This is a genomic window from Pseudomonas baltica, assembly GCF_014235765.1.
Taxonomy (GTDB): domain Bacteria; phylum Pseudomonadota; class Gammaproteobacteria; order Pseudomonadales; family Pseudomonadaceae; genus Aquipseudomonas; species Aquipseudomonas baltica.
Window position 1 is genome coordinate 1 of record NZ_JACMYH010000001.1, and the last position, 24,441, is coordinate 24,441.

Below are 24,441 nucleotides of genomic sequence, written 5' to 3' on the forward strand. Positions count from 1 at the left end.
GCGCTCGAAAGAACTGGCAAGCCAAAAAAAACCACCCGGTCGGGTGGTTTTTTTTATCGTGCATATCAGTCGCCGGTGTACTCGCAGCCACTGGTGCAGGTTTCGTGGATGCGGATCTTGGAAAGCTCGGGTAACAGCGGCTTGAGCTCGTGCCAGATCCATTTCGCCAGGACCTCGCTGGTTGGATTTTCGAGGCCCGGGATGTCGTTGAGATAGTTATGATCAAGGCGCTCGTAAAGCGGCTTGAATATCGACTTGATCTCGGAGAAGTCACGGATCCAGCCGGTATGCGGATCAACGTCGCCTTTCAAATAGACGGCGACCTTGAAGGAATGGCCATGCAAGCGACCGCATTTATGCCCCTCGGGTACATGAGGAAGCCGATGGGCAGACTCGAAAGTGAATTCCTTGAAAATTTCCACGTTTGTTCCAATGTGTTGATGGGGCAGTGCTGCAGTTTATCAGGTGTCCAAGCTGCACGGTAAGTGGGCTTGGGCAGGTGGGGCCGGCATCGATCCAGCAGGATTGCGCACGGGCAATACAGCGCTGAGATCATCGACAAGCTAGCGTTGTGCCATTAAGTTTGAGTTAAGTCACCTTCGGTATTGTGTCTTTCGTAAACCCCATATACCTCACACATACCGAAGGTGAACCAAATGAAAACTCTGACTGCTCTGCTACTCGCTTCTTCCCTGAGTTTCGTGGCCATCAGTGCCCAGGCCAAAGATCTCGGACCTGACGAGGCGCTTCGCCTGCGTGATGCTGGTACCATCCAGTCCTTTGAAAAGCTGAATGCCGCAGCATTGGCCAAGCATCCGGGCGGTACCATTCACGAGACCGAGCTGGAAGAGGAATACGGCAAATACATCTATCAAGTCGAGCTGCGCGACAATAAAGGTGTCGAGTGGGATGTGGAACTTGATGCAACCACCGGCCAAGTGCTCAAAGACCATCAGGATACCTAATGAACATATCGCCAGCGGGTCGCGCAATGATGGTCGGGCTGCTGGCGTTCTGCTCATTGGCGGTGGCTCGCGATCTGGACCAGGATGAAGCGCTGCGACTCAGACAGGAAGGTGTAATCCTTCCTCTTGAACAATTGCTCGGTCAAGCCATGGCGCGTTACCCAGGTGCACGGCTGCTGGAAGCCGAGCTTGAAGAGAAGCAACAGAAGCTGGTGTATGAGGTCGAGTTGCTGACCACGGCAGGTGTCGTTCGCGAGATAAAGCTGGATGCGGCCACAGGCGATTTGCTCAAAGACGAGGAAGATGACTGATGCGCTTGCTGTTGGTGGAAGACAACGTCCCCCTGGCCGATGAGCTGAGCGCCAGCCTCAGTCGCCAGGGATACGCTGTGGATTGGCTGGCGGACGGTCGAGATGCGGTGTATCAGGGTCAGACCGAGCCGTATGATCTGATCATCCTCGATCTTGGACTGCCCGGCCTGCCTGGGCTGGAGGTGCTGGCCCAATGGCGAGCGGCAAACCTCTCTACCCCCGTACTGATTTTGACCGCGAGGGGCTCATGGGCGGAGCGGATCGAAGGTTTGAAAGCGGGGGCCGACGATTACCTGACCAAGCCCTTCCACCCTGAGGAGCTGCAGTTGCGTGCCCAGGCACTGGTGCGCCGCGCCCGTGGCTTGTCCAACATGCCGCGCCTGGAAGCGTCCGGTCTGCACTTGGATGAGGGTCGCCAGTGCGTGCAGCAGGCCGGGGTCGATATTCAGCTGACGGCTGCCGAGTTTCGCCTGCTGCGCTACTTCATGCTGCATCCGGAGCAGATTCTTTCCAAAGGCCATCTGGCCGAGCACTTGTATGACGGCGAGACTGAGCGCGATTCCAATGTGCTGGAAGTTCACGTCAACCATCTGCGGCGCAAACTGGGTCGCAGTGTGATCGAAACCCGCCGAGGGCAGGGCTACCGCTTCGCTGGAGTCGTGCAGTGAGATCGATCCAGGCGCGATTGAGCGTCGGGTTGATCAGTGTTCTGGTGATCGTGGGACTGGTCCTCGCTCAATTGAGCCTGTGGTTGTTCGAGATGGGCCTGCAGCGCTATCTCGAAGCCGGTTTACGCAACGAAAGCGAGAACCTTCTGGTAGCGATGCAGCGTGGGCCGCAAGGTCTGCAGCTGGATCAGCACCGTATTTCTCCCGCCTACGAACGGCCGTTCTCGGGGCACTACTTCCGCATAGACTTTCCCGATGGGCATTGGCGCTCGCGTTCGCTATGGGATCTCGAGCTGCCCGTACCGGATCAGTCAGGGCTGTATTCGGGTTTGAAGCTGGGCCCGGAGGGTCAGTTGCTGCTGGTGTTGCGTGCCGATTACCGGCGACTCGGGCAGCCACTGTCGATCATCGTCGCCCAGGACTACACGCCGGTACGCACCAGTTTTCAGCGGGTACGCCAGATTGGCCTGGGCATGGGCCTCGCTGCTTTGATTGCGGTACTTGTGCTGCAGCGCATCACGGTCACGCGTTCGCTCAAGCCACTGGAGCGCACGCGCGAACAGATCGCGCAATTGCAGCTCGGTCAGCGCTCGCAGCTGGACAGTGCAGTACCGGTGGAGCTTGAGCCTCTGGTCGCGCAGATCAACCACCTGTTGTTGCACACCGAGGACAGCCTCAAGCGCTCGCGCAACGCGCTGGGCAATCTGGGGCACGCGCTGAAGACGCCGATGGCCGTGCTGCTGAGCCTGGCCAGCAGTGAACGGCTGCGGGACCAGCCGGAAGTCAGCCGCCTGCTGCGTGAGCAGTTGGAGCACATCCAGCTGCGGCTCAGCCGTGAACTCAACCGCGCGCGTCTGGCCGGCGACGCGCTGCCGGGTGTTCAGTTCGATTGCGCTGGCGAGATTCCAGGTCTGTTTGCCACGCTGGAAATGATCCATGGCGGCCATTTGAGCCTGAGTTACGAGGTGGCTGCGGATGTTCGCTTGCCGTGGGATCGGGAGGACGTGCTGGAACTGCTCGGCAACCTGCTCGACAACGCTTGCAAGTGGGCTGACGCGCAGGTCTGCCTGACGATCGTCGAGCACGAGCATGGGTACAGCGTCTGGGTGGACGATGACGGTCCGGGTATCCCTGAGGATGCGCGCCAGGCGGTGTTGGATCGCGGTTCTCGGCTTGATGAGCAGGTCGACGGTCACGGCCTGGGTCTGGGGATCGTACGGGACATCGTCGAAAGCTGGTCTGCTCGCCTGAGCCTGTCGGAAAGCCCCTTGGGTGGGTTGCGCGTCACTATCGAAATGGATAAACGCGTCTGACGCGGATTTATCTTGGCGATGACTAAACTCGCGCGCAGCTGGGAGGACTAAGTCACAGAGCCGAATGACGGCTCTGTAGCTTATCGACATGGATCGAACATGAACGAAACCAACCTGCAAAACAAAACGCTGTTGTTACTGTTGATCCTGGTCACCATCGCTTTCATCTGGATTCTTCTGCCTTACTACGGCGCGGTCTTCTGGGCAGTGATTCTGGGTATCGTATTTGCACCGTTGCAGCGACTGGTCATGAGGAAGTTGAATCGGCGTCGCAACGTCAGTTCGTTGATAACCCTCACCATCACATTGATCATCGCCATCCTGCCGGTGATCATCATCAGTGCCTTGCTGGTTCAGGAAGGTGCAGTGCTGTACAAGAACATCGAGAACGGCCAGCTCGACGTGGCGGGTTATATCGATCAGTTCAAGCAACTGCTTCCGGCTTCCGGGCAACAGCTGCTTGATCGCATGGGCATGGGCAACCTGGAGGGTCTGCGCGACAAGGTCGCCAAAGGTGCGATGCAGGGCAGCCAGTATTTCGCGACGCAGGCCTTCAGCTTCGGCCAGGGTACGCTGGATTTCGTGATCAGCTTCGGCATCATGTTGTACCTGCTGTTCTTCTTCCTGCGTGATGGCCCGGAACTGTCACGCAAGATCCGCACGGCTATCCCGTTGGCCGAGCAGCAGAAGCGCCGTTTGCAGCTCAAGTTCAACCGTGTGGTTCGCGCCACGGTGAAAGGCAATCTGCTGGTTGCGGTCACCCAGGGTGCCCTCGGCGGGATGATCTTCTGGTTCCTGGACATTCCCAGCGCATTGCTGTGGGCGGTGCTCATGGCGTTTCTGTCGCTGTTGCCTGCCGTCGGGGCCGGTATCGTCTGGGCGCCGGTGGCCGCCTACTTCCTGTTGAGCGGCTACATCTGGCAGGGGGTCACGCTGACGCTGTTCGGCATTCTGGTCATCGGCATGGTCGACAACGTGCTGCGCCCATTGCTGGTGGGCAAGGACACCAAGATGCCGGACTATCTGATCCTGGTCTCGACGCTGGGCGGCCTGGCAGTCTTCGGGCTCAACGGTTTCGTGATCGGTCCGTTGATTGCAGCGCTGTTCATGTCCAGCTGGGGCATCTTCGTCAGTACCAAGCGCCAGGTGCGTCTGCCCCAGGATCGCACCTGACGGCAGCACTGTCCGACTCCCTTGGTCAGCTCGGGGGAGCCGGCGCTTGAGAGCAGGGGCCTGCTTGGTTAACATCGGCGCTTTTTCAGAGCGGTCCGCATGCCCCAGCCCATTCCTCTCAAAGATCATGGCAAGGAACAAGGTCTGGTCAACCGTCGGTTGATCGCTTGCGCCTTGCTGGTGCTGGCCTTGAGCATTGCCCTGGTCGGGCGTCTGTACTTCCTGCAGGTCATCGAGTTCACCTACAACTCCACAGTGTCCGAGAACAACCGGGTGCATGTGCTGCCCATCCCGCCCGAACGCGGTGTGATCTACGATCGCAATGGCGTGGTCTTGGCCGACAATCGACCCAGCTTCAACCTGACTCTCACACGCGAGCGCGCGGGCAATACTGCGCAGGTGCTCGATGAAGTGGCCAAGGTGCTGGAACTGGGCGATGAAGCGCGCAAACAGTTCGACAAGGATTTGAAGCGTGTGCGCCATCCGTTCGAACCGGTCACCTTGATGTACGAGTTGAGCGAGAACCAGATTGCGCGGGTTGCGGTGAATCAATTCCTGCTGCCGGGCGTCGATGTGGAACCTCAGTTCGTGCGTGAATACCCGCGCAAGGAGCACTTTGCTCATTCTGTGGGGTACGTGGGGCGGATCAACGAGAAAGAGTCCAAGACGCTGGATCAGACGCAGTACCGCGGCACCCAGTCGGTCGGCAAGACCGGTGTGGAACGCTTCTACGAGACCCAGCTGCATGGCCAGGTGGGTTACGAGGAAGTCGAGACCAACGCCCAGGGGCGCGTCATGCGGGTGCTCAACCACCATGACCCGGTGCCGGGCAAGAACATCGTGCTCAGCCTCGACGTGCATCTGCAGGAAGCCGCCGAGAAGGCGTTGGGCGACCGCCGCGGGGCGGTGGTGTGCATCGACCCGGAAACCGGCGATGTGCTGGCCATGGTCAGCAAGCCGAGCTTCGACCCCAATCTGTTCGTGACCGGTATCAGCTTCAAGGAGTACGCGGCGTTGCGCGATTCCATCGACCGGCCGTTGTTCAATCGAGTGCTCAGGGGTTTGTACGCGCCCGGCTCGACGATCAAGCCGGAAGTTGCCATCGCCGGCCTCGATAGCGGTGCGGTCACGCCGCAGACACGTGTGTTCGATCCTGGCTACTACGAGCTGCCCAACTACGACCACAAGTACCGCAACTGGAACCGCAGTGGTGATGGCTGGGTGGACATGGACGCGGCCATCATGCGCTCCAATGACACCTACTTCTACGATCTGGCACACAAGCTGGGCGTGGACCGCATGCACGATTACATGACCCGCTTCGGCCTGGGCCAGAAGGTCTCGCTGGACATGTTCGAGGAAGCGCCGGGGCTGATGCCGTCCCAGCAATGGAAGCGTGCCACGCGGCGTCAGGCGTGGTTTCCTGGCGAGACCTTGATCCTCGGCATTGGCCAGGGCTACATGCAGGTCACGCCGCTGCAGTTGGCCCAGGCCACCACGCTGATCGCCAGCAAGGGCGTGTGGCGTCGACCGCACCTGGCCGAGACGGTGGGCGGCCAGGTACCGGTGGACGACAACCCGATCCCCAATATCGTGCTGCGCGACAACCGCGAGTGGGATCAGGTCAACCACGGCATGCAGCTGGTCATGCACGATCCGCGCGGGATTGCCCGTCAGGCGGCGGCCGGGGCGCAGTATCGCATCGCCGGCAAGTCGGGTACGGCGCAAGTGGTTGCGATCAAGCAGGGCGAACGCTACAACCGGCTGAAAACGCTCGAGCGCAATCGCGACAACGCCTTGTTCGTGGGATTCGCGCCGGCCGATCGGCCAAAGATCGTGGTGGCAGTGATGATCGAGAACGGTGAAGCAGGCGGGCGTGTGGCCGGTCCCGTAGTGCGCGAGATCATGGATGCCTGGCTACTGGACAGCGAAGGTCACCTGAAACCCAAGTACGCGGCGCCGGCCAAGGCGCCCGCGGACCCCAAGGTCTGACCGTTTCAGCAGAGGAAACCACCGTCCACGTTCAGCGCTGTACCTGTGGTGTAGCTGGCAGCCGAGCTGGCCAGGTACAGCACGGCCCCGGCCATTTCCTCCGGCTGGGCGACACGCTTGAGCGGGATCTGCGCCAGGGCCGTCTTGAGGATGGCCTGGTTCTCGACCAGGGCTGATGCGAAGCGGGTGTCGGTCAGCCCTGGCAGCAGGGCATTGCAGCGGATGTTGAAGCCGGCGCACTCCTTGGCGAAGGCCTTGGTCATGTTGACCACCGCAGCCTTGGTCATGGAGTAGACGCCCTGGAAGATACCGGGCGACACGCCATTGATGGACGCCACGTTGATGATGCTGCCACCGCCGTGTTCGCGCATCAATTTGCCGGCCTCCACCGACATGAAGAAATAGCCGCGGATATTGACGTCCACGGTTTTCTGGAAGGCGCCGAGATCGACTTCCAGCACACTGCCGAACTGGGGGTTGGTGGCGGCGTTGTTGACCAGGATGTCCAGGCGTCCGAACGTTGCCCGGACAGCGGTGAACAGCGCCAGAATCTGCTCCGGTTCGCCGATGTGACAGGCCATTGCAGTGGCTCGGTCGCCACCGGCGTTGATGCTGTCGGCGACGCGCTGACAGCCTTCCAGTTTGCGACTGACGACGATGACATGGGCGCCCTGCTGGGCAAGCAAGCGGGCGATGGCTTCGCCGATCCCGCGGCTGGCGCCGGAGACCAGCGCTATCTTGCCGTCGAGGTCGAACATCGTGGTCTTGGGCATATCCGCTCCTGCCGTGGCTTGAGGATCACATGTTCGGGTAGGTAGGCCCGCCCGCGCCCTCGGGTGCCACCCAGACGATGTTCTGGGATGGATCCTTGATGTCGCACGTCTTGCAGTGCACGCAGTTCTGCGCGTTGATCTGGAAGCGCTTGGCGCCGTCCTCCTGGGTGATCACTTCGTACACGCCGGCCGGGCAATAGCGTTGCGCGGGCTCATCGTACAGCGGCAGGTTCTTGCCGATGGGAATGCTCGGGTCCTTGAGCTTGAGGTGGCACGGCTGTTCTTCTTCGTGGTTGGTGCCGGAGATGAACACTGAACTGAGCTTGTCGAAGCTCAGTTTGCCATCAGGCCGGGGGTAGTCGATGCGCTTGCTGTCCGCTGCCAGCTTCATGCAGGCGTAGTCAGGCTTGTCGTCGTGCAGGGTGAACGGGATCTTGCCCTTGAACAGGTTCTGATCGACGAAGTTGAAGGCACCACCGACGATGGCTCCCCACTTGTGGATGGCGGCACCGAAGTTGCGGCTGGCGAACAGCTCCTCGTACAGCCAGCTGGCCTTGAAACCGGACACGTAGCCGTCGAGCACATCACCGCCTTCCGAGCCCTTGAACAGCGCATCGGCCACCGCCTCGGCGGCGAGCATGCCGGACTTCATGGCAGTGTGGCTGCCCTTGATCTTGGAGAAGTTCATGGTGCCCAGGTCGCAGCCGATCAGGGCGCCGCCGGCGAAGACCATCTTGGGCAGCGAGTTGAAGCCGCCCTTGCAGATGGCGCGGGCGCCGTAGCTGACGCGTTTGCCGCCTTCCAGGTACTGCTTGAGAACCGGATGGTGCTTGAGGCGCTGGAACTCGTCGAAAGGCGAGAGGAACGGGTTGGCGTAGGACAGGTCGACGATGAGGCCCACCACCACCTGGTTGTTTTCCAGGTGATAGAGGAACGAGCCGCCGGTGTTCTCGGTGCCCATGATGTCCAGCGGCCAACCGGCGGTGTGGACGACCAGGCCAGGCTGATGCTTGGCGGGGTCGATGTCCCAGATTTCCTTCAGGCCAATCCCGTAATGCTGCGCGTCGGCATCGCTGTCGAGTTTGAAACGCTCGATCAGTTGCTTGCCGATGTGGCCGCGGCAGCCTTCGGCGAACAGGGTGTATTTGCCACGCAGTTCCATGCCGGGGGTGTACAAGCCGTCCTTGGGCTTGCCTTCGCGATCGACGCCCAGGTCACCGGTGATGATGCCGCGGACCACGCCGCTCTCGTCGATCAATGCTTCCTGGGCAGCGAACCCCGGATAGATCTCGACGCCCAGGTTTTCCGCCTGCTGAGCCAGCCAGCGGCACAGATTGCCTAGGGAAATGATGTAGTTGCCTTCGTTGTGCATGGTCTGGGGCACGAAGGCATTGGGAATTTTGGAGCCGCTCTCGGCGTTCTTCAGGATGAAGATATCGTCGCGGGTCACCGGGGTGTTCAGCGGTGCACCCAGGGCTTTCCAATCCGGGAACAGCTCGCTGAGCGCCCGTGGTTCGAAGACCGCGCCGGAGAGGATATGAGCACCGACTTCGGAGCCTTTTTCGACCACGCAGACGCTGATTTCCTGTCCGGCGTCGGCGGCTTTCTGCTTCAGTCGGCATGCGGCGGACAGGCCGGCGGGGCCTGCGCCGACGACGACGACGTCGAATTCCATGTATTCGCGTTCCACGGGGTCTCTCCTACTCAGGGCTCATCAGGCCTTTCTAATGGGTGAAGCTGCCGGAACGGTCATCCGGTGTGTAGCGGTAGTGCGCAACGTTGCGGGGTGTAACTCCGGCGGGCGGTACCGCTTCTGGACGGCCGCAGGCAAGGATGTGCGTGTGGGCAGTATATCTACACCACTCGGCAGGTCCAATACAAACGTTTGTTTGAATCCGCTGCAGCCCAGTAAAATCAAGGTGGCCAGGGGGCGTGACCGGTGAGTTCCGCGTATTGACCGGTCAGGGCACAGCGGTCAAGATACGGCCAGCTTCATGTTCGGTGCCGGTCCTGCGCGCAGTACCGGTTGCATCGAATCTCGACTCCGATCCAGGTCGCTCGCATGCGCCGGACGCACACACTGTCGAGTTTACACGTCATACTTGTTGAAGGCTGCCCCGTTTTGCTGGTCAAGGTCTTGAAAAATCAGGTTTTTGCCAGCACTGCGCAATGCTGCAAACGTTTCAATGGTGCCCTTGCGCCCACGTCATCGTCCGGTCTGCCTGGGCGACATTCTTTTCACCGGAGAGTAACGAGGAATCCATGAAGGTTCTTGTAGCTGTCAAACGAGTGGTCGACTATAACGTCAAGGTTCGCGTCAAGGCGGACAACTCTGGCGTCGACCTTGCCAACGTCAAGATGTCGATGAACCCTTTCTGCGAAATCGCTGTTGAAGAAGCCGTGCGCCTGAAAGAGAAGGGCATCGCCAGCGAGATCGTCGTGGTCACCGTCGGTCCGGCCACCGCGCAAGAGCAATTGCGCACCGCGCTGGCCCTGGGCGCCGACCGGGCAATACTGATCGAGCATGCCGAGGAACTGAACGCACTGGCAGTGGCCAAGCTGCTCAAGGCCGTTGTCGACAAAGAACAGCCACAGTTGGTGATCCTGGGCAAACAGGCGATCGACAGCGACAACAACCAGACTGGCCAGATGCTGGCAGCGCTGAGCGGCTACGCGCAGGGCACCTTCGCCTCCAAGGTCGAAGTGGTTGGCGACAAGCTCAATGTCATGCGTGAAGTCGATGACGGGCTGCAGACCGTGGGCCTGACCCTGCCGGCTATCGTCACCACCGACCTGCGTCTGAACGAGCCGCGCTACGCCTCCCTGCCCAACATCATGAAGGCGAAGAAGAAGCCCCTCGAGTCTTTCACGCCCGATGCACTTGGCGTATCCGTGACCTCCACCAACAAGACCCTCAAGGTCGAGGCTCCGGCGACTCGCAGTGCCGGGATCAAGGTCAAGTCGGTTGCCGAACTGGTCGAAAAACTGAAAAACGAAGCGAAGGTAATCTAATGACTATCCTGGTTATCGCCGATTATGTAACCGAAGGTCAGGTGAACACGGGTGTGGCACCTTCGACCCTGAACACCGTGGCCGCTGCGCAGAAGATCGGCGGCGAGATTCACGTACTGGTCGCCGGCGTGCAGGTCGCCAGTGTTGCCGAGGCCGCCGCCAAGATCGCCGGCGTGAGCAAGGTGCTGGTGGCGGACAACGCTGCTTATGCCCATCAGTTGCCTGAAAACGTCGCGCCGCTGATCGTCGAGCTGGCCTCCGGTTACAGCCATGTGCTGTCTGCCGCAACCGCCAACGGCAAGAACATTCTTCCACGGGTGGCCGCCCAGCTGGACGTCGACCAGATTTCCGAGATCATTTCGGTCGAGTCGCCGGACACCTTCAAGCGTCCGATCTACGCGGGCAACGCCATTGCCACCGTGCAATCGAGTGCGGCGATCAAGGTCATCACCGTGCGTGCCACCGGTTTTGACGCCGTGGCCGCCGAAGGTGGTTCGGCTGGCGTGGAAGCGGTAGGCGCGGCCCACGATACTGGCAAGTCGAGCTTCGTTGGCGAAGAGCTGGCCAAGTCCGATCGCCCCGAGCTCACCGCTGCCAAGATCGTCGTATCCGGCGGTCGTGGCATGCAGAACGGTGACAACTTCAAACACCTGTACGCCCTGGCCGACAAGCTGGGCGCTGCGGTAGGTGCGTCGCGTGCAGCCGTCGACGCCGGTTTCGTGCCCAACGACATGCAGGTCGGGCAGACCGGCAAGATCGTCGCGCCGCAGCTGTACATCGCCGTGGGCATTTCCGGAGCCATCCAGCATCTGGCGGGCATGAAGGATTCCAAGGTGATCGTGGCAATCAACAAGGACGAGGAAGCACCGATCTTCCAGGTCGCTGATTACGGCCTGGTCGCGGACTTGTTCGAAGCGGTCCCCGAGCTCGAGAAGCTGGTCTGACTTAGCGGTTTCGACCGCGGTTGATTCAAGCCTGGTCGCGGTCTGTTGCCCATGGGCAGCAGACCGCGACCAGGCTTTTTTGCATGTGACAAGGTCGCACGAGGTTGAGCATGACTGGAAAAGGCGGTCTACGCCGTTTGGCGCTGTGCGTGGCTGCCGCGCTGCTGCCACTGGCGGCGCAGGGTGCAGGCAAATGTGAGCGGCTGATAGCCAGCGGCAGTCCCGACGCGCCGCCGTATCTGTGGCGGGACCCACAGGATCCCGAGCGTCTGATCGGGGTCAACGCCGAGCTGCTGCAGCAGGTGGCGGCGCAGATCGGCGTCAAGCTCGACATCCTCTACGCAGGCAAGCGTTCGCAGGCGCTGGAAGAAGTGCGCACTGGGCGAATGGACCTGCTGGTGGATGCGCCATTGACCGTGACCGAGCTTGAGTCCCTGGATTACGTGCACCCTGCACTGGTTCCGAACGATTACCTGGTGTGGACACTGCGTACGGCACCGCTGCAGTATCGCAGCCTTGCCGACCTGCACGGTCACGCCGGGGCGATATCGGCCAAGGCGCGACCCACGCAGGCATTCGTGACCCTGGCCGCCGAGCACCTGAAACTCGCCACCACCGAGAATCTGCAGCAGGCTTTCGACCGGCTGGTGCATGGCCAGGTTGAGTATGTGATCGCCGGACGCTATTCCGGGGCAGCAATGGCTCAGGCACAGGGTGTGGGCGACAAGTTGCAGAGCAGCGAGCTGCCGGTCGACCGACCGGGGTTGTACCTGGCGCTGTCTCACGACTCCGCCTGCAACGATCCCTGGCTGCGCGGACAGCTGGCGAAAAAAATGACAGAATTGACCGCTTCAGGTATCCCGGCCGAGGTGTTCTCGCGCAATGTCGAGCGCTGGAGAGCCCAGCAATCGCCCCCGCCTGCAGCCCCTCAACAGTAGGAATTTTTCGTGAACGTTCAAGCTATGACCGCAGGCTCGCTGCTCTTGCTGCTCGCTGGCTGTGCCAGTGATCCGGCGCCCACGCAGCAATTGCGTCTGGCCGACCAAACCGTCGAACAGGCGCGCGCAGTCGGTGCGACAGAAGAAAACCCGGCGATGCAGCTGGCGGTTGGCAAGCTCGCCCAGGCGCGTGCGCAAATGGCCGATGGCAACTACAAGGGCGCCCGGCTCAACGCCGAACAGGCCGAATTGGATGCGCGCCTGGCCGAGGATCAGTTGTTGACCGCCAAGGGGCAGGAGCAGCTCAAGGCCCTGGACGCCCGTATTCAACGCCTGCGTAAACAATTGGGGGACATGCAGTGAAGCAGTTGACGGCAATGCGCACGGGGCTGCTGCTGGCCGCCGGCTTGATGACAGTGGGTTGCTCCGGCCAGCGCGCCAACAGCGAGGCGGTGCAGCGTGCCGAGACTGCTTTCCAGGCCGTGCGCGATGATTCCAGCGTGCTGCGCAGCGCGCCCAAGGATGTCATCCGTGCAGGCGAGTCGCTGGCCCGCGCCGAGCGGCTTGCCAGCTACTGGGGCACCGGCAGCGACGCCCAGCATTATGCCTATCTGAGCCTGCGCTACAGCGAGATCGCTCGGGAGCGAAGCGAGCAACTGCTTAGCCAGCAGCGCCTGACCAAGGCGCAGATGGACCTGCAGCGCCTGCAATTGGCCTTGCGCGACTCCAAGCTGGAAAGCGTGCAGCAGCAGGGCAAATGGCTCGAAGAGCAGATTCTGGCGCTGGCCAACGTCGAGGCGGACCGCGGCCTGGTCATGACCTTGGGCGATGTATTGTTCGATACCGGTGAGGCTCAGCTCAAGCCCCAGGCCAATCGCACGATCCTCAAGCTCGTGCAGTTCCTGCAGCTCAACCCCAAGCGCGTGGTGCGTATCGAAGGCTATACCGATAACACCGGAGAGAAAGCGTTCAACCTGCAGCTCTCTGCCGACCGTGCGCAGTCGGTGGCCGACACCCTGGTCGACCTGGGTATCGACGAGTCGCGCATTCAAGTGCAGGGCTATGGCGATGCCTACCCGGTGGACGCGAATGCTTCGGAGCGGGGCAGGGCGCAGAATCGGCGGGTCGAGATCGTCTTTTCCAATTCCAAGGGCGAGTTGGCGCTGCCCCGCGGTTGAACGCAAGGTTGCAAGTGGCCCGTGCAGTTGCAGGATCAGCTCTGCTATCCTGCCAGCTGTCCCCGTACAGTTCGTATCTGTAGGGGTCTTCTGGCACATCGAAGGTCCGGCCATGACCAATCTCTTGCTCTACCAGCGTATCGCCCAGCAGCTGGCTGATGACATCCGTCGCGGCGTGTACCAGCCAGGCGAACGCGTGCCTTCGGTGCGCAAGATGAGCGCCCAGCTCAATGTCAGCCATGCCACGGTATTGCAAGCCTATGCCAACCTCGAGGACCAGGGGTTGATCCGCGCGCGGCCACAGTCCGGCTACTACGTGCACCAGACCCCGGCGCTGACCGCGCCTACGCCTGACATTGCCCGGGTAGAGCGTCCGGGATTGGTTACCCGCAGCAGTATCATCCAGCAGGTGCTCGACGAATCCCGTCGAGAGGGCGTATTTCCATTGGGGGCCGCAGTGCCCCATGTCGAATTTCTACCGGTACGCGCGCTGCATCAGCAGTTGGCCAAAGTCACCCGCTTCCAGAGCCCGCGCGCCTTCAGCTACATGTTCAGCCCAGGCTTCGAGCCTTTGCGCCGGCAGGTGGCGATCCGCATGCGTGATGCCGGTGTGGTGGTCGATCCCTCGGAGATCGTGATCACTCATGGCTGCGTCGATGCATTGCAGATGAGCCTGCGCGTGCTCACCCGGCCTGGCGACCTGATCGCGGCCGAGTCACCTACCTATTATGGCCTGTTGCAGTTGGCGGACCTGCTCGGCCTGAAGGTCATCGAGATTCCCAGTGATCCGTCCACCGGTATCAGCCTGGAAGCGTTGCAGCTGGCTGCCAACCAGTGGTCGATCAAAGCGCTGGTCCTGACGCCGCGCTTGAGCAATCCGCTGGGCGGAACCATGCCCGAAGAGCGCATGAGGCAGCTGCTGCGGCTGTCTTCGGATTTCGATATCCAGATCATCGAAGACGATATCTACGGCGAGTTGATGTTCGAGCAGGGCAAGAGCAAGGCGCTCAAGGCATTCGACCGGCTGGGCCATGTCATCTATTGCTCCAGCTTCTCCAAGACGTTGTCGCCCGGCGTGCGCATCGGTTGGATGATTGCCGGCAAATACCAGGCCGAAGTCCAGCGGCTGCAGACGTTCAGTACCCATTCGGCGTGCAGCGTCACGCAGATGGGTGTTGCCAGTTATCTGGAAAACGGCGGTTACGACCGGCACCTGCGTTTCATTCGCCAGGAGTACCGCAAGAACCTGAGTGCTTTCCAGCTGGCGGTACAGCAGCATTTTCCGGAAGGTACGCAGATCACGCGGCCTACCGGAGGGTTCATCCTCTGGGTGAGCCTGCCCGGGCGGGTCAACACCCAGGAGCTGCATGTGCGGGCACTGGAGCAGGGAATCAGCATCGCGCCTGGCCTGATCTTCAGCAATACAGAGCAGTTCAACCACTGTATTCGGCTCAACTGTGGCGTGCCGTGGAACCGCGAGGCCGAGCGCGCACTGGCAACGCTCGGCGTACTGGCGCGGCAACTGTGCCAGGAGTCTGGAGTTTCCTATTGAAACCGTACGAGGGGCTTGTCAGCGCAACGCTTAACAGGGAGCATAGAGGCTTCGTCGTAGTTGTCGTGCCCCTATGAACACCAAGCGCCGTCTCGCATTGCTGGTTTTCTGCTTGAATCTGGGCTTCATTGCCGTGCCCGCTGTTCACGCGCAAACGCCGGACAGCCCGTCGGCTGCGACACGCTCGGCAGATGCCGCAAAGTCGACCGCCAAGGCTGATTCCGCGGCGAAGAAGCCTGCCGCGAAAAAGCCTGTGGTTCGCAAGAAAGCCGCGAAGAGCCGTTCGCGCAAGGAAGCGGACGTCATTGCCACGCCGGTGCCCAAGCCCAACCTGGACCTGAGCCTGCCCAAGGACATCGTCAAGGACCTCAAGCCGCCGACCCAGCCCGTCAACGCTGCGGTACACCCTGCGCCGCTGGCCGAGCCTGCGCCCAAGCCGATTCTCCCTGCCTTCTTCAGTGACAAGGGCAGCGAGGACTTCCAGCTCAATGGTCGCCTGCTGAACAACGAGATGCAGCTGCAGCGGCGCAGCGACGGTCGTGAAGTCGAGGGCGCCGCGCTGGACTTCAATTTCAAGCAATGAGCCATGTTGGCCAGTTCAGTCGGCCGTTACAGATGGCTCGACCGAATTATCGACGCAGGCATTTTCAAACGCTCGTTGGGTCACTACCATGGGTGCTCTACAACACTCTGTGCCTGTGAGGTCATGACGTCATGAAATGCCGCGAAGGCTGTGGCGCCTGCTGCATCGCCCCCTCCATCAGTTCGCCTATCCCCGGCATGCCTTTGGGCAAGCCGGCCGGGCAGCGCTGCGTGCAGCTGTCTCTGGACAACCTGTGTGCCCTGTTCGGCCTGCCCGAGCGGCCAGCAGTATGCTCGGCGTTTCATGCCGATCCCGAAGTGTGTGGCGACAGCGACCAGGACGCCGTGCGCATTCTGGGCTGGTGGGAGCAGATGACCGCGTAGACACAGTCTCGATCCTCGACAACAAGGAACAACAACAATGAGAGCGATGCATCGTATAGCGCTGGTTGCCCTGCTGGGCAGCGTTCACCTGTCTGCCCACGCCGAGCAGTGGTCGGTGGCCAAGGACGAGGAGGGGATCAAGGTTTCCCTGAGTGAAATCGCGGGCTCCAAGTACAAGGCCTATAGGGGCGAAACCACGATCAAGGCCAGCGTGGCCAAGCTGCGTGCCATGCAGGAGGACGTCGCCGGGGCCTGTACCTGGATTCATGAGTGCAAGGCGCAGAAGCTGCTCAAGCATCAAGGCGATCAGACCTGGACCTACACCCAATTCAATACGCCGTGGCCGGTCACCCCGCGCGACTCGGTGCTGCATATCACCACGGTCGATGGCAGTGATGGCAGCGTCACCCGCAATCTGGCCGGGGCGGCCGACTATGTGCCGCAGGAGAAAGGCTTCGTGCGTGTGGCGCAGGTGGAAGGTTTCTGGAAGATGGTGCCCCAGGGTGCCAATCAGACCCAGGTGATCTACCAGGTGCACACCGAGCCGGGCGGCAGCGTGCCCTCCTGGCTTGCCAACAAGTTCGTCGTGGATGCCCCATTCAATACGCTCAAGGCATTGCGCACGAAAGCGGAACAGTAGCAACGCAAAAGGCCGCCCGGAGGCGGCCTTTCGTTGTGACGCGAAGGCTTAGGTGCGATCGTCCAGAGCGGTCACGTCGCGGCTTTTCTCGCCGGTGTACAGCTGGCGTGGGCGGCCGATCTTGTAGGGGCTCGACAGCATTTCCTTCCAGTGCGAGATCCAGCCCACGGTACGCGCCAAGGCGAAGATGACCGTGAACATGCTGGTTGGAATGCCGATGGCCTTGAGGATGATGCCCGAATAGAAATCGACGTTCGGGTACAGCGAGCGCTCGATGAAGTAGGGGTCGGTCAAGGCGATCTCTTCCAGGCGCATGGCCAGTTCGAGCTGCGGATCGTTCTTGATGCCCAGTTCCTTCAACACTTCGTCGCAGGTCTGCTTCATCACCGTGGCCCGCGGGTCGCGATTCTTGTAGACGCGGTGACCGAAGCCCATCAGCTTGAACGGATCGTTCTTGTCCTTGGCCTTGGCGATGAAGGTGTCGATGTTGGACACATCGCCAATCTCGTCGAGCATGGTCAGCACGGCTTCGTTGGCGCCGCCGTGGGCAGGCCCCCACAGTGCTGCAATGCCGGCGGCGATGCAGGCGAACGGGTTGGCACCCGACGAGCCTGCCAGGCGCACGGTGGAAGTGGACGCATTCTGTTCGTGGTCGGCGTGCAGAATGAAGATGCGATCCATGGCCTTGGCCAGTACCGGGCTGATCGGTTTGATCTCGCACGGCGTGTTGAACATCATGTGCAGGAAGTTTTCCGCATACGACAGATCGTTGCGCGGGTACATCATGGGCTGGCCCATGGAGTACTTGTAGACCATGGCCGCCAGTGTCGGCATCTTGGCCACCAGGCGTACTGCCGAGATCTCGCGGTGCTGCGGGTTATTGATGTCGAGCGAGTCGTGGTAGAACGCGGACAGCGCACCGACCACGCCGCACATGATGGCCATCGGGTGGGCATCGCGGCGGAAGCCGTTGAAGAAAGTCTTCAACTGCTCGTGAACCATGGTGTGGTTCTTGATGTTGCCAACGAACTTCGCTTTCTGCTCGGCCGTAGGCAATTCGCCGTTGAGCAGCAGGTAGCAGGTTTCGAGATAGTCGGATTGTTCGGCAAGTTGCTCGATCGGATAGCCGCGGTGCAGCAGGATTCCGGCGTCGCCGTCGATGTAGGTGATTTTCGACTCGCACGAGGCGGTCGACATGAAGCCTGGGTCGAAAGTGAAGCGGCCCGTGGCAGTCAAGCTCCTGACGTCGATTACATCGGGACCAACGGTGCCGGTTAAAATCGGCAGCTCGACGGGGGCTGCGCCCTCGATGATCAACTGCGCTTTTTTGTCAGCCATGTGGCCTCCTATTAATGCTTGGAATCATCAGACAGACCCCCCACGCAGGGCCCGCACCACTATAGTGAGATAAATTCGAATGTCAATTTGCTTAAAGTAAGGCTCCAGAGCGCTGCGAGCGGGCTTTTTTCGCGAAATTACGCCCCGTTCAAACCTTTTGCCATGCATGCGCAATCCGCCGTCCGGGGCCTGCGGTGCGTTGTCATTAGTATCCTAACTGTCTATACTCGGCAGCCGACCGCCGGGGGCTTTTCCGAGCCATTTCGACGGGGTCGTCACCTCCTGGGTGGTGAGTACCTGACCAGTACACTTCCCTACAACTTGCCCTGCTTGCTAGGGGCTCTTCAGTGTGAAAAAAGCCGTGAATAGCCAACGACCTGTAAACCTAGACCTAAGGACCATCAAACTCCCTGTCACTGCTTACACGTCCATTCTCCATCGTATATCCGGTGTCATCCTGTTCCTGGGCATCGCTCTCATGCTGTACGCATTGGGCAAATCCCTGGGTTCCGAGGAAGGCTTCGGCGAGGTGAAGGCGTATATGACCAGCCCGCTGGCCAAGTTCGTGATCTGGGCCCTGCTGTCCGCCTTGCTGTATCACCTGGTGGCCGGTGTGCGCCACCTGATCATGGACATGGGCATCGGCGAGACGCTGGAAGGCGGCAAGCTGGGCTCTAAAATCGTTCTCATCATCTCGGTGGTGCTGATCGTTCTGGCAGGAGTTTGGGTATGGTAACCAACGTTACGAACCTTTCGCGTTCGGGCCTCTATGACTGGATGGCACAGCGTGTGTCTGCGGTCGTTCTCGCGGCTTATTTTCTTTTTCTGATCGGCTACATCGTTGCCAATCCAGGCATCGAATACACCCAATGGCACTCGCTGTTCAGCAGCAACTGGATGCGCATCTTCAGCCTTCTGGCGCTGGTCGCCCTCGGCGCCCACGCCTGGGTAGGCATGTGGACCATTGCCACCGACTACCTGACGCCGATGGCGTTCGGCAAGTCGGCCACGGCTATACGCTTCCTGTTCCAGGCGGTATGCGGCGTTGCGATGTTCGCGTACTTCGTCTGGGGTGTGCAGATTCTTTGGGGTATCTGATTCATGGCTAACATTAGTACGCTTTCCTTCGACGCCATCATCATTGGTGGTGGTGGTGCCGGCATGCGCGCAGCGCTGCAGCTGGCCCAGGGTGGTCACAAGACCGCCGTCGTCACCAAGGTATTTCCTACTCGCTCGCACACCGTGTCGGCGCAGGGCGGCATCACCTGCGCCATCGCCTCGGCCGACCCGAACGATGACTGGCGCTGGCACATGTACGATACCGTCAAGGGTTCCGACTACATCGGCGACCAGGACGCTATCGAGTACATGTGTTCGGTAGGCCCGGAAGCGGTCTTCGAGCTCGAGCACATGGGGCTGCCGTTCTCGCGTACCGAGCAGGGCCGTATCTACCAGCGTCCGTTCGGTGGACAGTCCAAGGACTTCGGCAAGGGCGGCCAGGCCGCACGTACCTGCGCCGCTGCCGACCGTACCGGCCATGCGCTGCTGCACACCCTGTACCAGGCCAACTTGAAGGCCGGTACTGTATTCCTGAACGAGTACTATGCGGTCGATCTGGTGAAGAACCAGGACGGCGCGATCGTTGGTGTCATCGCCATCTGCATTGAAACCGGTGAGACCTCGTACATCCGCGCCAACGCCACCGTGTTGGCCACTGGCGGGGCAGGACGTATCTACTCGTCCACCACCAACGCCCTGATCAACACCGGTGACGGCGTGGGCATGGCCTTGCGTGCCGGTGTGCCGGTGCAGGACATCGAAATGTGGCAGTTCCACCCGACCGGCATTGCTGGCGCAGGTGTACTGGTCACCGAAGGCTGCCGCGGTGAAGGCGGTTACCTGATCAACAAGCATGGCGAGCGTTTCATGGAGCGCTACGCGCCGAACGCCAAGGACCTTGCCGGTCGGGACGTGGTAGCACGCTCGATGGTCAAGGAAATCATCGCCGGCAACGGCTGTGGTCCCGATGGCGATCACGTGATGCTCAAGCTCGATCACCTGGGCGAGGAAGTGCTGCACAGCCGTCTGCCAGGCATCATGGAGTTGTCCAAGACCTTTGCCCACGTCGATCCGGCCGTTGCGCCGATTCCTGTCGTGCCAACTTGTCATTACATGATGGGGGGTGTCGCTACCAACATCCACGGTCAGGCAATCACCCAGGATGCCAATGGCAACGACGCCATCATCCCGGGCCTGTTCGCCGTGGGCGAAGTGGCTTGCGTGTCGGTCCATGGCGCCAACCGCCTGGGCGGCAACTCGCTGCTCGACCTGGTGGTGTTCGGTCGTGCCGCAGGCCTGCACCTGGAGCAGGCGCTGAGCGAGGGTATCGAATACCGCCGCGCCAGCGACACCGATCTGGAAGTCGCCCTGGCGCGTCTGGACGGCCTCAACGCGCGCACCACGGGTGAAGATGTCGCCAGCCTGCGCAAAGAACTGCAGAGCTGCATGCAGAACTACTTCGGTGTGTTCCGCACCGGCGAGTACATGCAGAAAGGTATCGATCAGCTGGCCGGCCTGCGCGAGCGCATTGCCAACGTCAAGATCAACGACAAGAGCCAGGGCTTCAACACCGCCCGGATCGAAGCGCTGGAATTGCAGAACCTGCTGGAAGTGGCGGAAGCCACCGCGATTGCCGCCGAGCATCGCAAAGAGTCCCGCGGCGCTCACGCCCGTGAAGACTTCGAAGATCGCGACGACGAAAATTGGCTGTGCCACACCCTGTACTTCCCGGGTGAAAAACGTGTTGCCAAACGCGCCGTGAACTTCTCGCCGAAAACCGTTCCGACCATGGAACCGAAGATCCGGACTTACTGAGGGTGGCCGCCATGTTGCAAGTCAGTGTTTATCGCTACAACCCGGACCAGGACGCTGCGCCGTCCATGCAGGAATTCCAGGTCGACACCGGTGGCAAGGATGTGATGGTGCTGGACGTGCTGGCCCTGATCAAGGAACAGGACGAAGGCTTCTCCTATCGTCGCTCGTGCCGTGAAGGCGTGTGCGGTTCCGATGGCATGAACATCAACGGCAAGAACGGCCTGGCGTGCATCACGCCGCTGTCCGCTGTCGTAAAAGGTAACAAGTTGATCGTGCGTCCGCTGCCAGGGTTGCCGGTGATCCGTGACCTGGTCGTGGATATGAGCATCTTCTACAAGCAGTACGAGAAGGTTAAGCCGTTCCTGCAGAACGACACGCCGGCCCCGGCCATCGAGCGTCTGCAGACTCCGGAAGAGCGCGAGAAGCTGGACGGTCTGTACGAGTGCATCCTGTGCGCCTGCTGCTCGACTTCCTGCCCTTCGTTCTGGTGGAACCCCGACAAGTTCCTCGGCCCGGCGGCGCTGCTGCAGGCCTACCGTTTCCTGGCCGACAGCCGTGACACCCGGACCAGCGAGCGCCTGGCGTCGATGGATGATCCGTTCAGCGTATTTCGCTGCCGCGGCATCATGAACTGCGTCAGCGTTTGCCCCAAAGGCCTGAACCCCACCAAAGCCATTGGCCACGTGCGGAACATGCTGTTGTCCAACGGCGTCTGATTCATCTGCTACACCGCAAGCCATCACAGCGCAGGATTGATCCTGTGCTGTGATGAAAACCCGAGCGTGGCTGTGTAAGGCTTCGCTTTTACTTTCGAAGAAACAAGACCAGCAGGGGCTCCGGGCTGGTACCCGGACTACCAGCGTACAACTGAGGTGGCTTGCACGGTCGCTGTACATGGACCGCGTCAGTACGCCCAAGGTGTAAGCGCCGGTGGTGTCCCCTAACCGAGGGTGACCAAGCATGCAAGAAAGCGTGATGCAGCGCATGTGGAACAGCGCCCACCTATCCGGTGGTAACGCTGCCTATGTGGAAGAGCTCTATGAGCTTTACCTGCACGACCCTAACGCTGTGCCAGAAGAATGGCGCACCTACTTTCAGAAGTTGCCTGCCGAAGGCAGCACTGCCACCGACGTTGCACACTCCACCATCCGCGATCATTTCGTCCTGCTGGCCAAAAACCAGCGCCGTGCCCAACCGGTTTCCGCCGGTAGCGTGAGCAGCGAGCACGAGAAGAAGCAGGTGGAAGTGCTGCGATTGATTCAGGCTTACCGGATGCGCGGCCACCAGGCAGCCCAACTGGACCCGTTGGGGCTGTGGCAACGGCCTGCTCCGGCAGACCTGTCAATCAACCATTACGGCATGACCAATGCCGATCTGGATACGACCTTCCGTGCCGGCGACCTGTTCATCGGCAAAGAGGAGGCGAGCCTACGTGAAATTCTCGAGGCTTTGCAGCAGACATATTGCCGCACCATCGGCTCCGAGTTCACCCACATCACCGATTCCGAGCAGCGCAGCTGGTTCCAGCAGCGCCTTGAAAGCGTGCGCGGTCGCCCATCGTTCTCGGCCGAGAGCCGCAGCCATGTGCTCGAGCGCGTCACCGCAGCCGAGGGCCTGGAGAAGTACCTGGGCACCAAGTACCCGGGCACCAAGCGCTTCGGTCTGGAAGGCGGCGAGAGCCTGATTCCGATGCTGGACGAGATGATCCAGCGCTCGGGCTCCTATGGCACCAAGGAAGTCGTGATCGGCATGGCCCACCGTGGCCGTCTCAACGTGCTGGTCAACACCTTCGGCAAGAACCCCCGCGACCTGTTCGACGAATTCGAAGGCAAGAAGAAGGTCGAGCTGGGCTCCGGTGACGTCAAGTATCACCAGGGTTTCTCGTCCAACGTGATGACCGCAGGTGGCGAAGTTCACCTGGCCATGGCGTTCAACCCGTCCCACCTGGAAATCGTGTCGCCAGTGGTCGAAGGCTCGGTGCGGGCCCGCCAGGACCGTCGCAACGACGCGGTCGGCGACAAGGTGCTGCCGATCTCGCTGCACGGCGACGCTGCATTCGCCGGCCAGGGCGTGGTCATGGAAACCTTCCAGATGTCGCAGACCCGCGGTTTCAAGACCGGCGGTACCGTGCACATCGTGATCAACAACCAGGTTGGTTTCACCATCAGCAACCCGTACGACGCGCGCTCCACCGAGTACGCGACCGACGTGGCCAAGATGATCCAGGCGCCGATCCTGCACGTGAACGGCGATGACCCGGAAGCCGTGGTGTTCGTCACCCAGCTGGCGATCGACTACCGCATGCAGTTCAAGCGTGACGTGGTCATCGACCTGGTCTGCTACCGCCGTCGCGGTCACAACGAAGCTGACGAGCCTAGCGGCACCCAGCCATTGATGTACCAGCAGATTGCCAAGCAGCGCACTACGCGCGAGTTGTACGCCGAAAGCCTGATCAAGGCCGGCGTGCTCGACGAAGGCAGCGTGCAAAGCCAGATCGACGAGTACCGCAACGCACTGGACAACGGTCTGCACGTGGTCAAGAGCCTGGTCAAGGAGCCGAACAAGGAATTGTTCGTCGACTGGCGCCCGTACCTGGGCCATGCCTGGACCGCGCGTCACGACACCAGCTTCGACCTCAAGACCTTGCAGGAACTGTCCGCCAAGCTGCTGGAGATCCCGGAAGGCTTCGTGGTCCAGCGTCAGGTTGCGAAGATCTACGAAGACCGGCAGAAGATGCAGGCCGGTGGCTTGCCGATCAACTGGGGCTATGCCGAGACCATGGCCTACGCCACCTTGGCGTTCGAAGGCCATCCGATCCGCATGACCGGCCAGGACATCGGCCGCGGCACCTTCTCGCACCGTCACGCGGTGCTGCACAACCAGAAGGATGCGGCGACCTATATCCCGTTGCAGAACCTCTACAATGGCCAGCCGCGCTTCGACTTGTACGACTCCTTCCTTTCCGAGGAAGCGGTGCTGGCATTCGAATACGGCTACTCGACCACCTCGCCCAATGCGCTGGTGATCTGGGAGGCCCAGTTCGGCGACTTCGCCAACGGTGCACAGGTGGTGGTCGATCAGTTCATCACCAGTGGCGAACACAAGTGGGGCCGTCTGTGCGGTCTGACCATGCTGCTGCCGCACGGTTACGAAGGGCAGGGCCCGGAGCACTCTTCCGCGCGCCTGGAGCGCTACCTGCAGTTGTGCGCCGAGCACAACATCCAGGTGTGCGTGCCGACCACCCCGGCGCAGATCTACCATCTGCTGCGTCGCCAGGTGATTCGTCCGCTGCGCAAGCCGCTGATCGTGCTCACGCCCAAGTCGCTGTTGCGTCACAAGCTGGCCGTGTCGACCCTGGAAGACCTGGCCGAAGGCTCGTTCCAGACGGTCATTCCGGAAATCGATACTCTGGACGCCGCGAAGGTGACGCGTCTGGTGCTGTGCAGCGGCAAGGTCTATTACGACCTGCTGGAGAAGCGCCGTTCCGAGGGTCGCGAAGATGTGGCTATCGTGCGCATCGAGCAGCTGTATCCGTTCCCCGAAGACGACCTGATGGAAGCGATTGCTGCCTACACCAATCTGGAACATGTGGCCTGGTGTCAGGAAGAGCCGATGAACCAGGGTGCCTGGTACAGCAGTCAGCATCACTTGCGCCGCAGCATGAGCAATCACAAGAAGACCCTGGTCCTCGAGTATGCCGGCCGTGACGCATCGGCTGCCCCGGCTTGCGGTTACGCTTCGATGCACGCCGAGCAGCAAGCCAAATTGCTGCAAGATGCCTTCACCGTTTAATGCCAACGCGCA

General features: G+C 60.9%; 24 protein-coding genes. 20 read left to right on the forward strand and 4 right to left on the reverse strand.

The window, feature by feature from the left end; all coding sequences use genetic code 11:
• Window positions 1-65: 65 nt before the first annotated feature.
• The gene (gene queD, locus H7993_RS00005; protein ID WP_122477268.1) at window positions 66-422 is read right to left on the reverse strand and encodes a 6-carboxytetrahydropterin synthase QueD; all 357 of its coding nucleotides are present in this window, start codon (window positions 420-422) and stop codon (window positions 66-68) included.
• Between the two features lie 234 nt (window positions 423-656).
• On the opposite strand from queD, the gene H7993_RS00010 reads away from it, so the two are divergent.
• From H7993_RS00010 to mrdA, 6 genes are all read left to right on the forward strand, one after another.
• Entirely contained in the window at window positions 657-965 is a 309-nt protein-coding gene (locus H7993_RS00010) for a PepSY domain-containing protein (RefSeq protein WP_122477270.1), read from the forward strand.
• A complete protein-coding gene (locus tag H7993_RS00015; RefSeq protein WP_122477271.1) occupies window positions 965-1,276 on the forward strand; it encodes a PepSY domain-containing protein in 312 nt (103 codons plus the stop codon). Before H7993_RS00010 ends, H7993_RS00015 begins: the two co-directional genes overlap by 1 nt.
• A complete protein-coding gene (locus tag H7993_RS00020) occupies window positions 1,276-1,944 on the forward strand; it encodes a response regulator transcription factor (RefSeq protein ID WP_122477273.1) in 669 nt (222 codons plus the stop codon). Before H7993_RS00015 ends, H7993_RS00020 begins: the two co-directional genes overlap by 1 nt.
• Window positions 1,941-3,257: an ATP-binding protein gene (locus H7993_RS00025; protein WP_122477274.1), complete on the forward strand. Its 1,317-nt coding sequence runs from the start codon at window positions 1,941-1,943 to the stop codon at window positions 3,255-3,257. Before H7993_RS00020 ends, H7993_RS00025 begins: the two co-directional genes overlap by 4 nt.
• Before the next feature lie 99 nt (window positions 3,258-3,356).
• Window positions 3,357-4,430, forward strand: coding sequence for an AI-2E family transporter (locus H7993_RS00030; RefSeq protein WP_122477276.1), 1,074 nt, complete (start codon window positions 3,357-3,359; stop codon window positions 4,428-4,430).
• Between the two features lie 99 nt (window positions 4,431-4,529).
• Window positions 4,530-6,422, forward strand: coding sequence for a penicillin-binding protein 2 (mrdA, locus tag H7993_RS00035; RefSeq protein WP_122477278.1), 1,893 nt, complete (start codon window positions 4,530-4,532; stop codon window positions 6,420-6,422).
• A 5-nt stretch (window positions 6,423-6,427) separates the two neighbouring features.
• Here mrdA and H7993_RS00040 read toward each other — a convergent pair whose 3' ends face one another.
• Together H7993_RS00040 and H7993_RS00045 are read right to left on the reverse strand one after the other, a co-directional pair.
• On the reverse strand, window positions 6,428-7,195 hold the full coding sequence (locus tag H7993_RS00040) for an SDR family oxidoreductase (protein ID WP_185793008.1): 768 nt from the start codon (window positions 7,193-7,195) through the stop codon (window positions 6,428-6,430).
• A gap of 25 nt (window positions 7,196-7,220) precedes the next feature.
• Entirely contained in the window at window positions 7,221-8,885 is a 1,665-nt protein-coding gene (locus H7993_RS00045; protein WP_122477281.1) for a 4Fe-4S dicluster domain-containing protein, read from the reverse strand.
• A 572-nt stretch (window positions 8,886-9,457) separates the two neighbouring features.
• On the opposite strand from H7993_RS00045, the gene H7993_RS00050 reads away from it, so the two are divergent.
• From H7993_RS00050 to H7993_RS00090, 9 genes are all read left to right on the forward strand, one after another.
• Window positions 9,458-10,207 (forward strand): electron transfer flavoprotein subunit beta/FixA family protein, encoded by a 750-nt coding sequence (locus H7993_RS00050; RefSeq protein ID WP_185793009.1) that lies wholly within the window; start codon window positions 9,458-9,460, stop codon window positions 10,205-10,207.
• On the forward strand, window positions 10,207-11,151 hold the full coding sequence (locus tag H7993_RS00055; protein ID WP_185793010.1) for an electron transfer flavoprotein subunit alpha/FixB family protein: 945 nt from the start codon (window positions 10,207-10,209) through the stop codon (window positions 11,149-11,151). The genes H7993_RS00050 and H7993_RS00055 overlap by 1 nt, the downstream gene beginning before the upstream one ends.
• A 110-nt stretch (window positions 11,152-11,261) precedes the next feature.
• Window positions 11,262-12,089 carry a substrate-binding periplasmic protein gene (locus H7993_RS00060; RefSeq protein WP_185793011.1) on the forward strand — a complete coding sequence of 276 codons (828 nt, stop codon included), beginning with the start codon at window positions 11,262-11,264 and terminating at the stop codon, window positions 12,087-12,089.
• Window positions 12,090-12,098: 9 nt separating this feature from the next.
• Entirely contained in the window at window positions 12,099-12,452 is a 354-nt protein-coding gene (locus tag H7993_RS00065) for a DUF4398 domain-containing protein (protein ID WP_425311949.1), read from the forward strand.
• Window positions 12,453-12,466: 14 nt separating this feature from the next.
• Window positions 12,467-13,267 carry an OmpA family protein gene (locus H7993_RS00070; RefSeq protein WP_185794132.1) on the forward strand — a complete coding sequence of 267 codons (801 nt, stop codon included), beginning with the start codon at window positions 12,467-12,469 and terminating at the stop codon, window positions 13,265-13,267.
• 112 nt (window positions 13,268-13,379) lie between these two features.
• Window positions 13,380-14,819: an aminotransferase-like domain-containing protein gene (locus H7993_RS00075; RefSeq protein WP_185793012.1), complete on the forward strand. Its 1,440-nt coding sequence runs from the start codon at window positions 13,380-13,382 to the stop codon at window positions 14,817-14,819.
• Between the two features lie 73 nt (window positions 14,820-14,892).
• Entirely contained in the window at window positions 14,893-15,402 is a 510-nt protein-coding gene (locus tag H7993_RS00080; RefSeq protein WP_185793013.1) for a translation initiation factor 2, read from the forward strand.
• A gap of 131 nt (window positions 15,403-15,533) precedes the next feature.
• Entirely contained in the window at window positions 15,534-15,785 is a 252-nt protein-coding gene (locus H7993_RS00085) for a YkgJ family cysteine cluster protein (protein WP_122477294.1), read from the forward strand.
• A 37-nt stretch (window positions 15,786-15,822) separates the two neighbouring features.
• A complete protein-coding gene (locus tag H7993_RS00090; RefSeq protein WP_185793014.1) occupies window positions 15,823-16,425 on the forward strand; it encodes an START domain-containing protein in 603 nt (200 codons plus the stop codon).
• A 48-nt stretch (window positions 16,426-16,473) separates the two neighbouring features.
• On the opposite strand, the gene gltA is transcribed toward H7993_RS00090, so the two are convergent.
• Complete coding sequence (gene gltA, locus H7993_RS00095) at window positions 16,474-17,763, reverse strand: citrate synthase (RefSeq protein ID WP_043190646.1); 1,290 nt, start codon at window positions 17,761-17,763, stop codon at window positions 16,474-16,476.
• A 349-nt stretch (window positions 17,764-18,112) separates the two neighbouring features.
• Between gltA and sdhC the strand changes: the two genes are divergently transcribed.
• The 5 genes from sdhC (at window position 18,113) to H7993_RS00120 (ending at window position 24,429) form a co-directional block, all read left to right on the forward strand.
• On the forward strand, window positions 18,113-18,499 hold the full coding sequence (gene sdhC, locus H7993_RS00100; protein ID WP_185793015.1) for a succinate dehydrogenase, cytochrome b556 subunit: 387 nt from the start codon (window positions 18,113-18,115) through the stop codon (window positions 18,497-18,499).
• Window positions 18,493-18,861 (forward strand): succinate dehydrogenase, hydrophobic membrane anchor protein, encoded by a 369-nt coding sequence (gene sdhD / locus H7993_RS00105; RefSeq protein ID WP_043190640.1) that lies wholly within the window; start codon window positions 18,493-18,495, stop codon window positions 18,859-18,861. The genes sdhC and sdhD overlap by 7 nt, the downstream gene beginning before the upstream one ends.
• 3 nt (window positions 18,862-18,864) lie before the next feature.
• Window positions 18,865-20,637 carry a succinate dehydrogenase flavoprotein subunit gene (sdhA, locus tag H7993_RS00110; protein WP_122477298.1) on the forward strand — a complete coding sequence of 591 codons (1,773 nt, stop codon included), beginning with the start codon at window positions 18,865-18,867 and terminating at the stop codon, window positions 20,635-20,637.
• Between the two features lie 11 nt (window positions 20,638-20,648).
• A complete protein-coding gene (locus tag H7993_RS00115; RefSeq protein WP_043193659.1) occupies window positions 20,649-21,353 on the forward strand; it encodes a succinate dehydrogenase iron-sulfur subunit in 705 nt (234 codons plus the stop codon).
• 244 nt (window positions 21,354-21,597) lie between these two features.
• On the forward strand, window positions 21,598-24,429 hold the full coding sequence (locus H7993_RS00120) for a 2-oxoglutarate dehydrogenase E1 component (protein ID WP_122477300.1): 2,832 nt from the start codon (window positions 21,598-21,600) through the stop codon (window positions 24,427-24,429).
• The last annotated feature ends 12 nt before the right edge of the window (window positions 24,430-24,441 follow it).

What these genes read in the sequence shown, in the direction of transcription:
- gltA (WP_043190646.1), bottom strand. Translation starts at nt 17,763, where the DNA reads ATGGCTGACAAAAAAGCGCAGTTGATCATCGAGGGCGCAGCCCCCGTC.
- H7993_RS00030 (WP_122477276.1), top strand. Translation starts at nt 3,357, where the DNA reads ATGAACGAAACCAACCTGCAAAACAAAACGCTGTTGTTACTGTTGATC.
- sdhD (WP_043190640.1), top strand. Translation starts at nt 18,493, where the DNA reads ATGGTAACCAACGTTACGAACCTTTCGCGTTCGGGCCTCTATGACTGG.
- H7993_RS00085 (WP_122477294.1), top strand. Translation starts at nt 15,534, where the DNA reads ATGAAATGCCGCGAAGGCTGTGGCGCCTGCTGCATCGCCCCCTCCATC.
- H7993_RS00055 (WP_185793010.1), top strand. Translation starts at nt 10,207, where the DNA reads ATGACTATCCTGGTTATCGCCGATTATGTAACCGAAGGTCAGGTGAAC.
- sdhA (WP_122477298.1), top strand. Translation starts at nt 18,865, where the DNA reads ATGGCTAACATTAGTACGCTTTCCTTCGACGCCATCATCATTGGTGGT.
- H7993_RS00015 (WP_122477271.1), top strand. Translation starts at nt 965, where the DNA reads ATGAACATATCGCCAGCGGGTCGCGCAATGATGGTCGGGCTGCTGGCG.
- H7993_RS00050 (WP_185793009.1), top strand. Translation starts at nt 9,458, where the DNA reads ATGAAGGTTCTTGTAGCTGTCAAACGAGTGGTCGACTATAACGTCAAG.
- H7993_RS00090 (WP_185793014.1), top strand. Translation starts at nt 15,823, where the DNA reads ATGAGAGCGATGCATCGTATAGCGCTGGTTGCCCTGCTGGGCAGCGTT.
- H7993_RS00020 (WP_122477273.1), top strand. Translation starts at nt 1,276, where the DNA reads ATGCGCTTGCTGTTGGTGGAAGACAACGTCCCCCTGGCCGATGAGCTG.
- mrdA (WP_122477278.1), top strand. Translation starts at nt 4,530, where the DNA reads ATGCCCCAGCCCATTCCTCTCAAAGATCATGGCAAGGAACAAGGTCTG.
- H7993_RS00120 (WP_122477300.1), top strand. Translation starts at nt 21,598, where the DNA reads ATGCAAGAAAGCGTGATGCAGCGCATGTGGAACAGCGCCCACCTATCC.
- H7993_RS00075 (WP_185793012.1), top strand. Translation starts at nt 13,380, where the DNA reads ATGACCAATCTCTTGCTCTACCAGCGTATCGCCCAGCAGCTGGCTGAT.
- H7993_RS00115 (WP_043193659.1), top strand. Translation starts at nt 20,649, where the DNA reads ATGTTGCAAGTCAGTGTTTATCGCTACAACCCGGACCAGGACGCTGCG.
- H7993_RS00040 (WP_185793008.1), bottom strand. Translation starts at nt 7,195, where the DNA reads ATGCCCAAGACCACGATGTTCGACCTCGACGGCAAGATAGCGCTGGTC.
- H7993_RS00080 (WP_185793013.1), top strand. Translation starts at nt 14,893, where the DNA reads ATGAACACCAAGCGCCGTCTCGCATTGCTGGTTTTCTGCTTGAATCTG.
- H7993_RS00060 (WP_185793011.1), top strand. Translation starts at nt 11,262, where the DNA reads ATGACTGGAAAAGGCGGTCTACGCCGTTTGGCGCTGTGCGTGGCTGCC.
- H7993_RS00070 (WP_185794132.1), top strand. Translation starts at nt 12,467, where the DNA reads ATGCGCACGGGGCTGCTGCTGGCCGCCGGCTTGATGACAGTGGGTTGC.
- H7993_RS00010 (WP_122477270.1), top strand. Translation starts at nt 657, where the DNA reads ATGAAAACTCTGACTGCTCTGCTACTCGCTTCTTCCCTGAGTTTCGTG.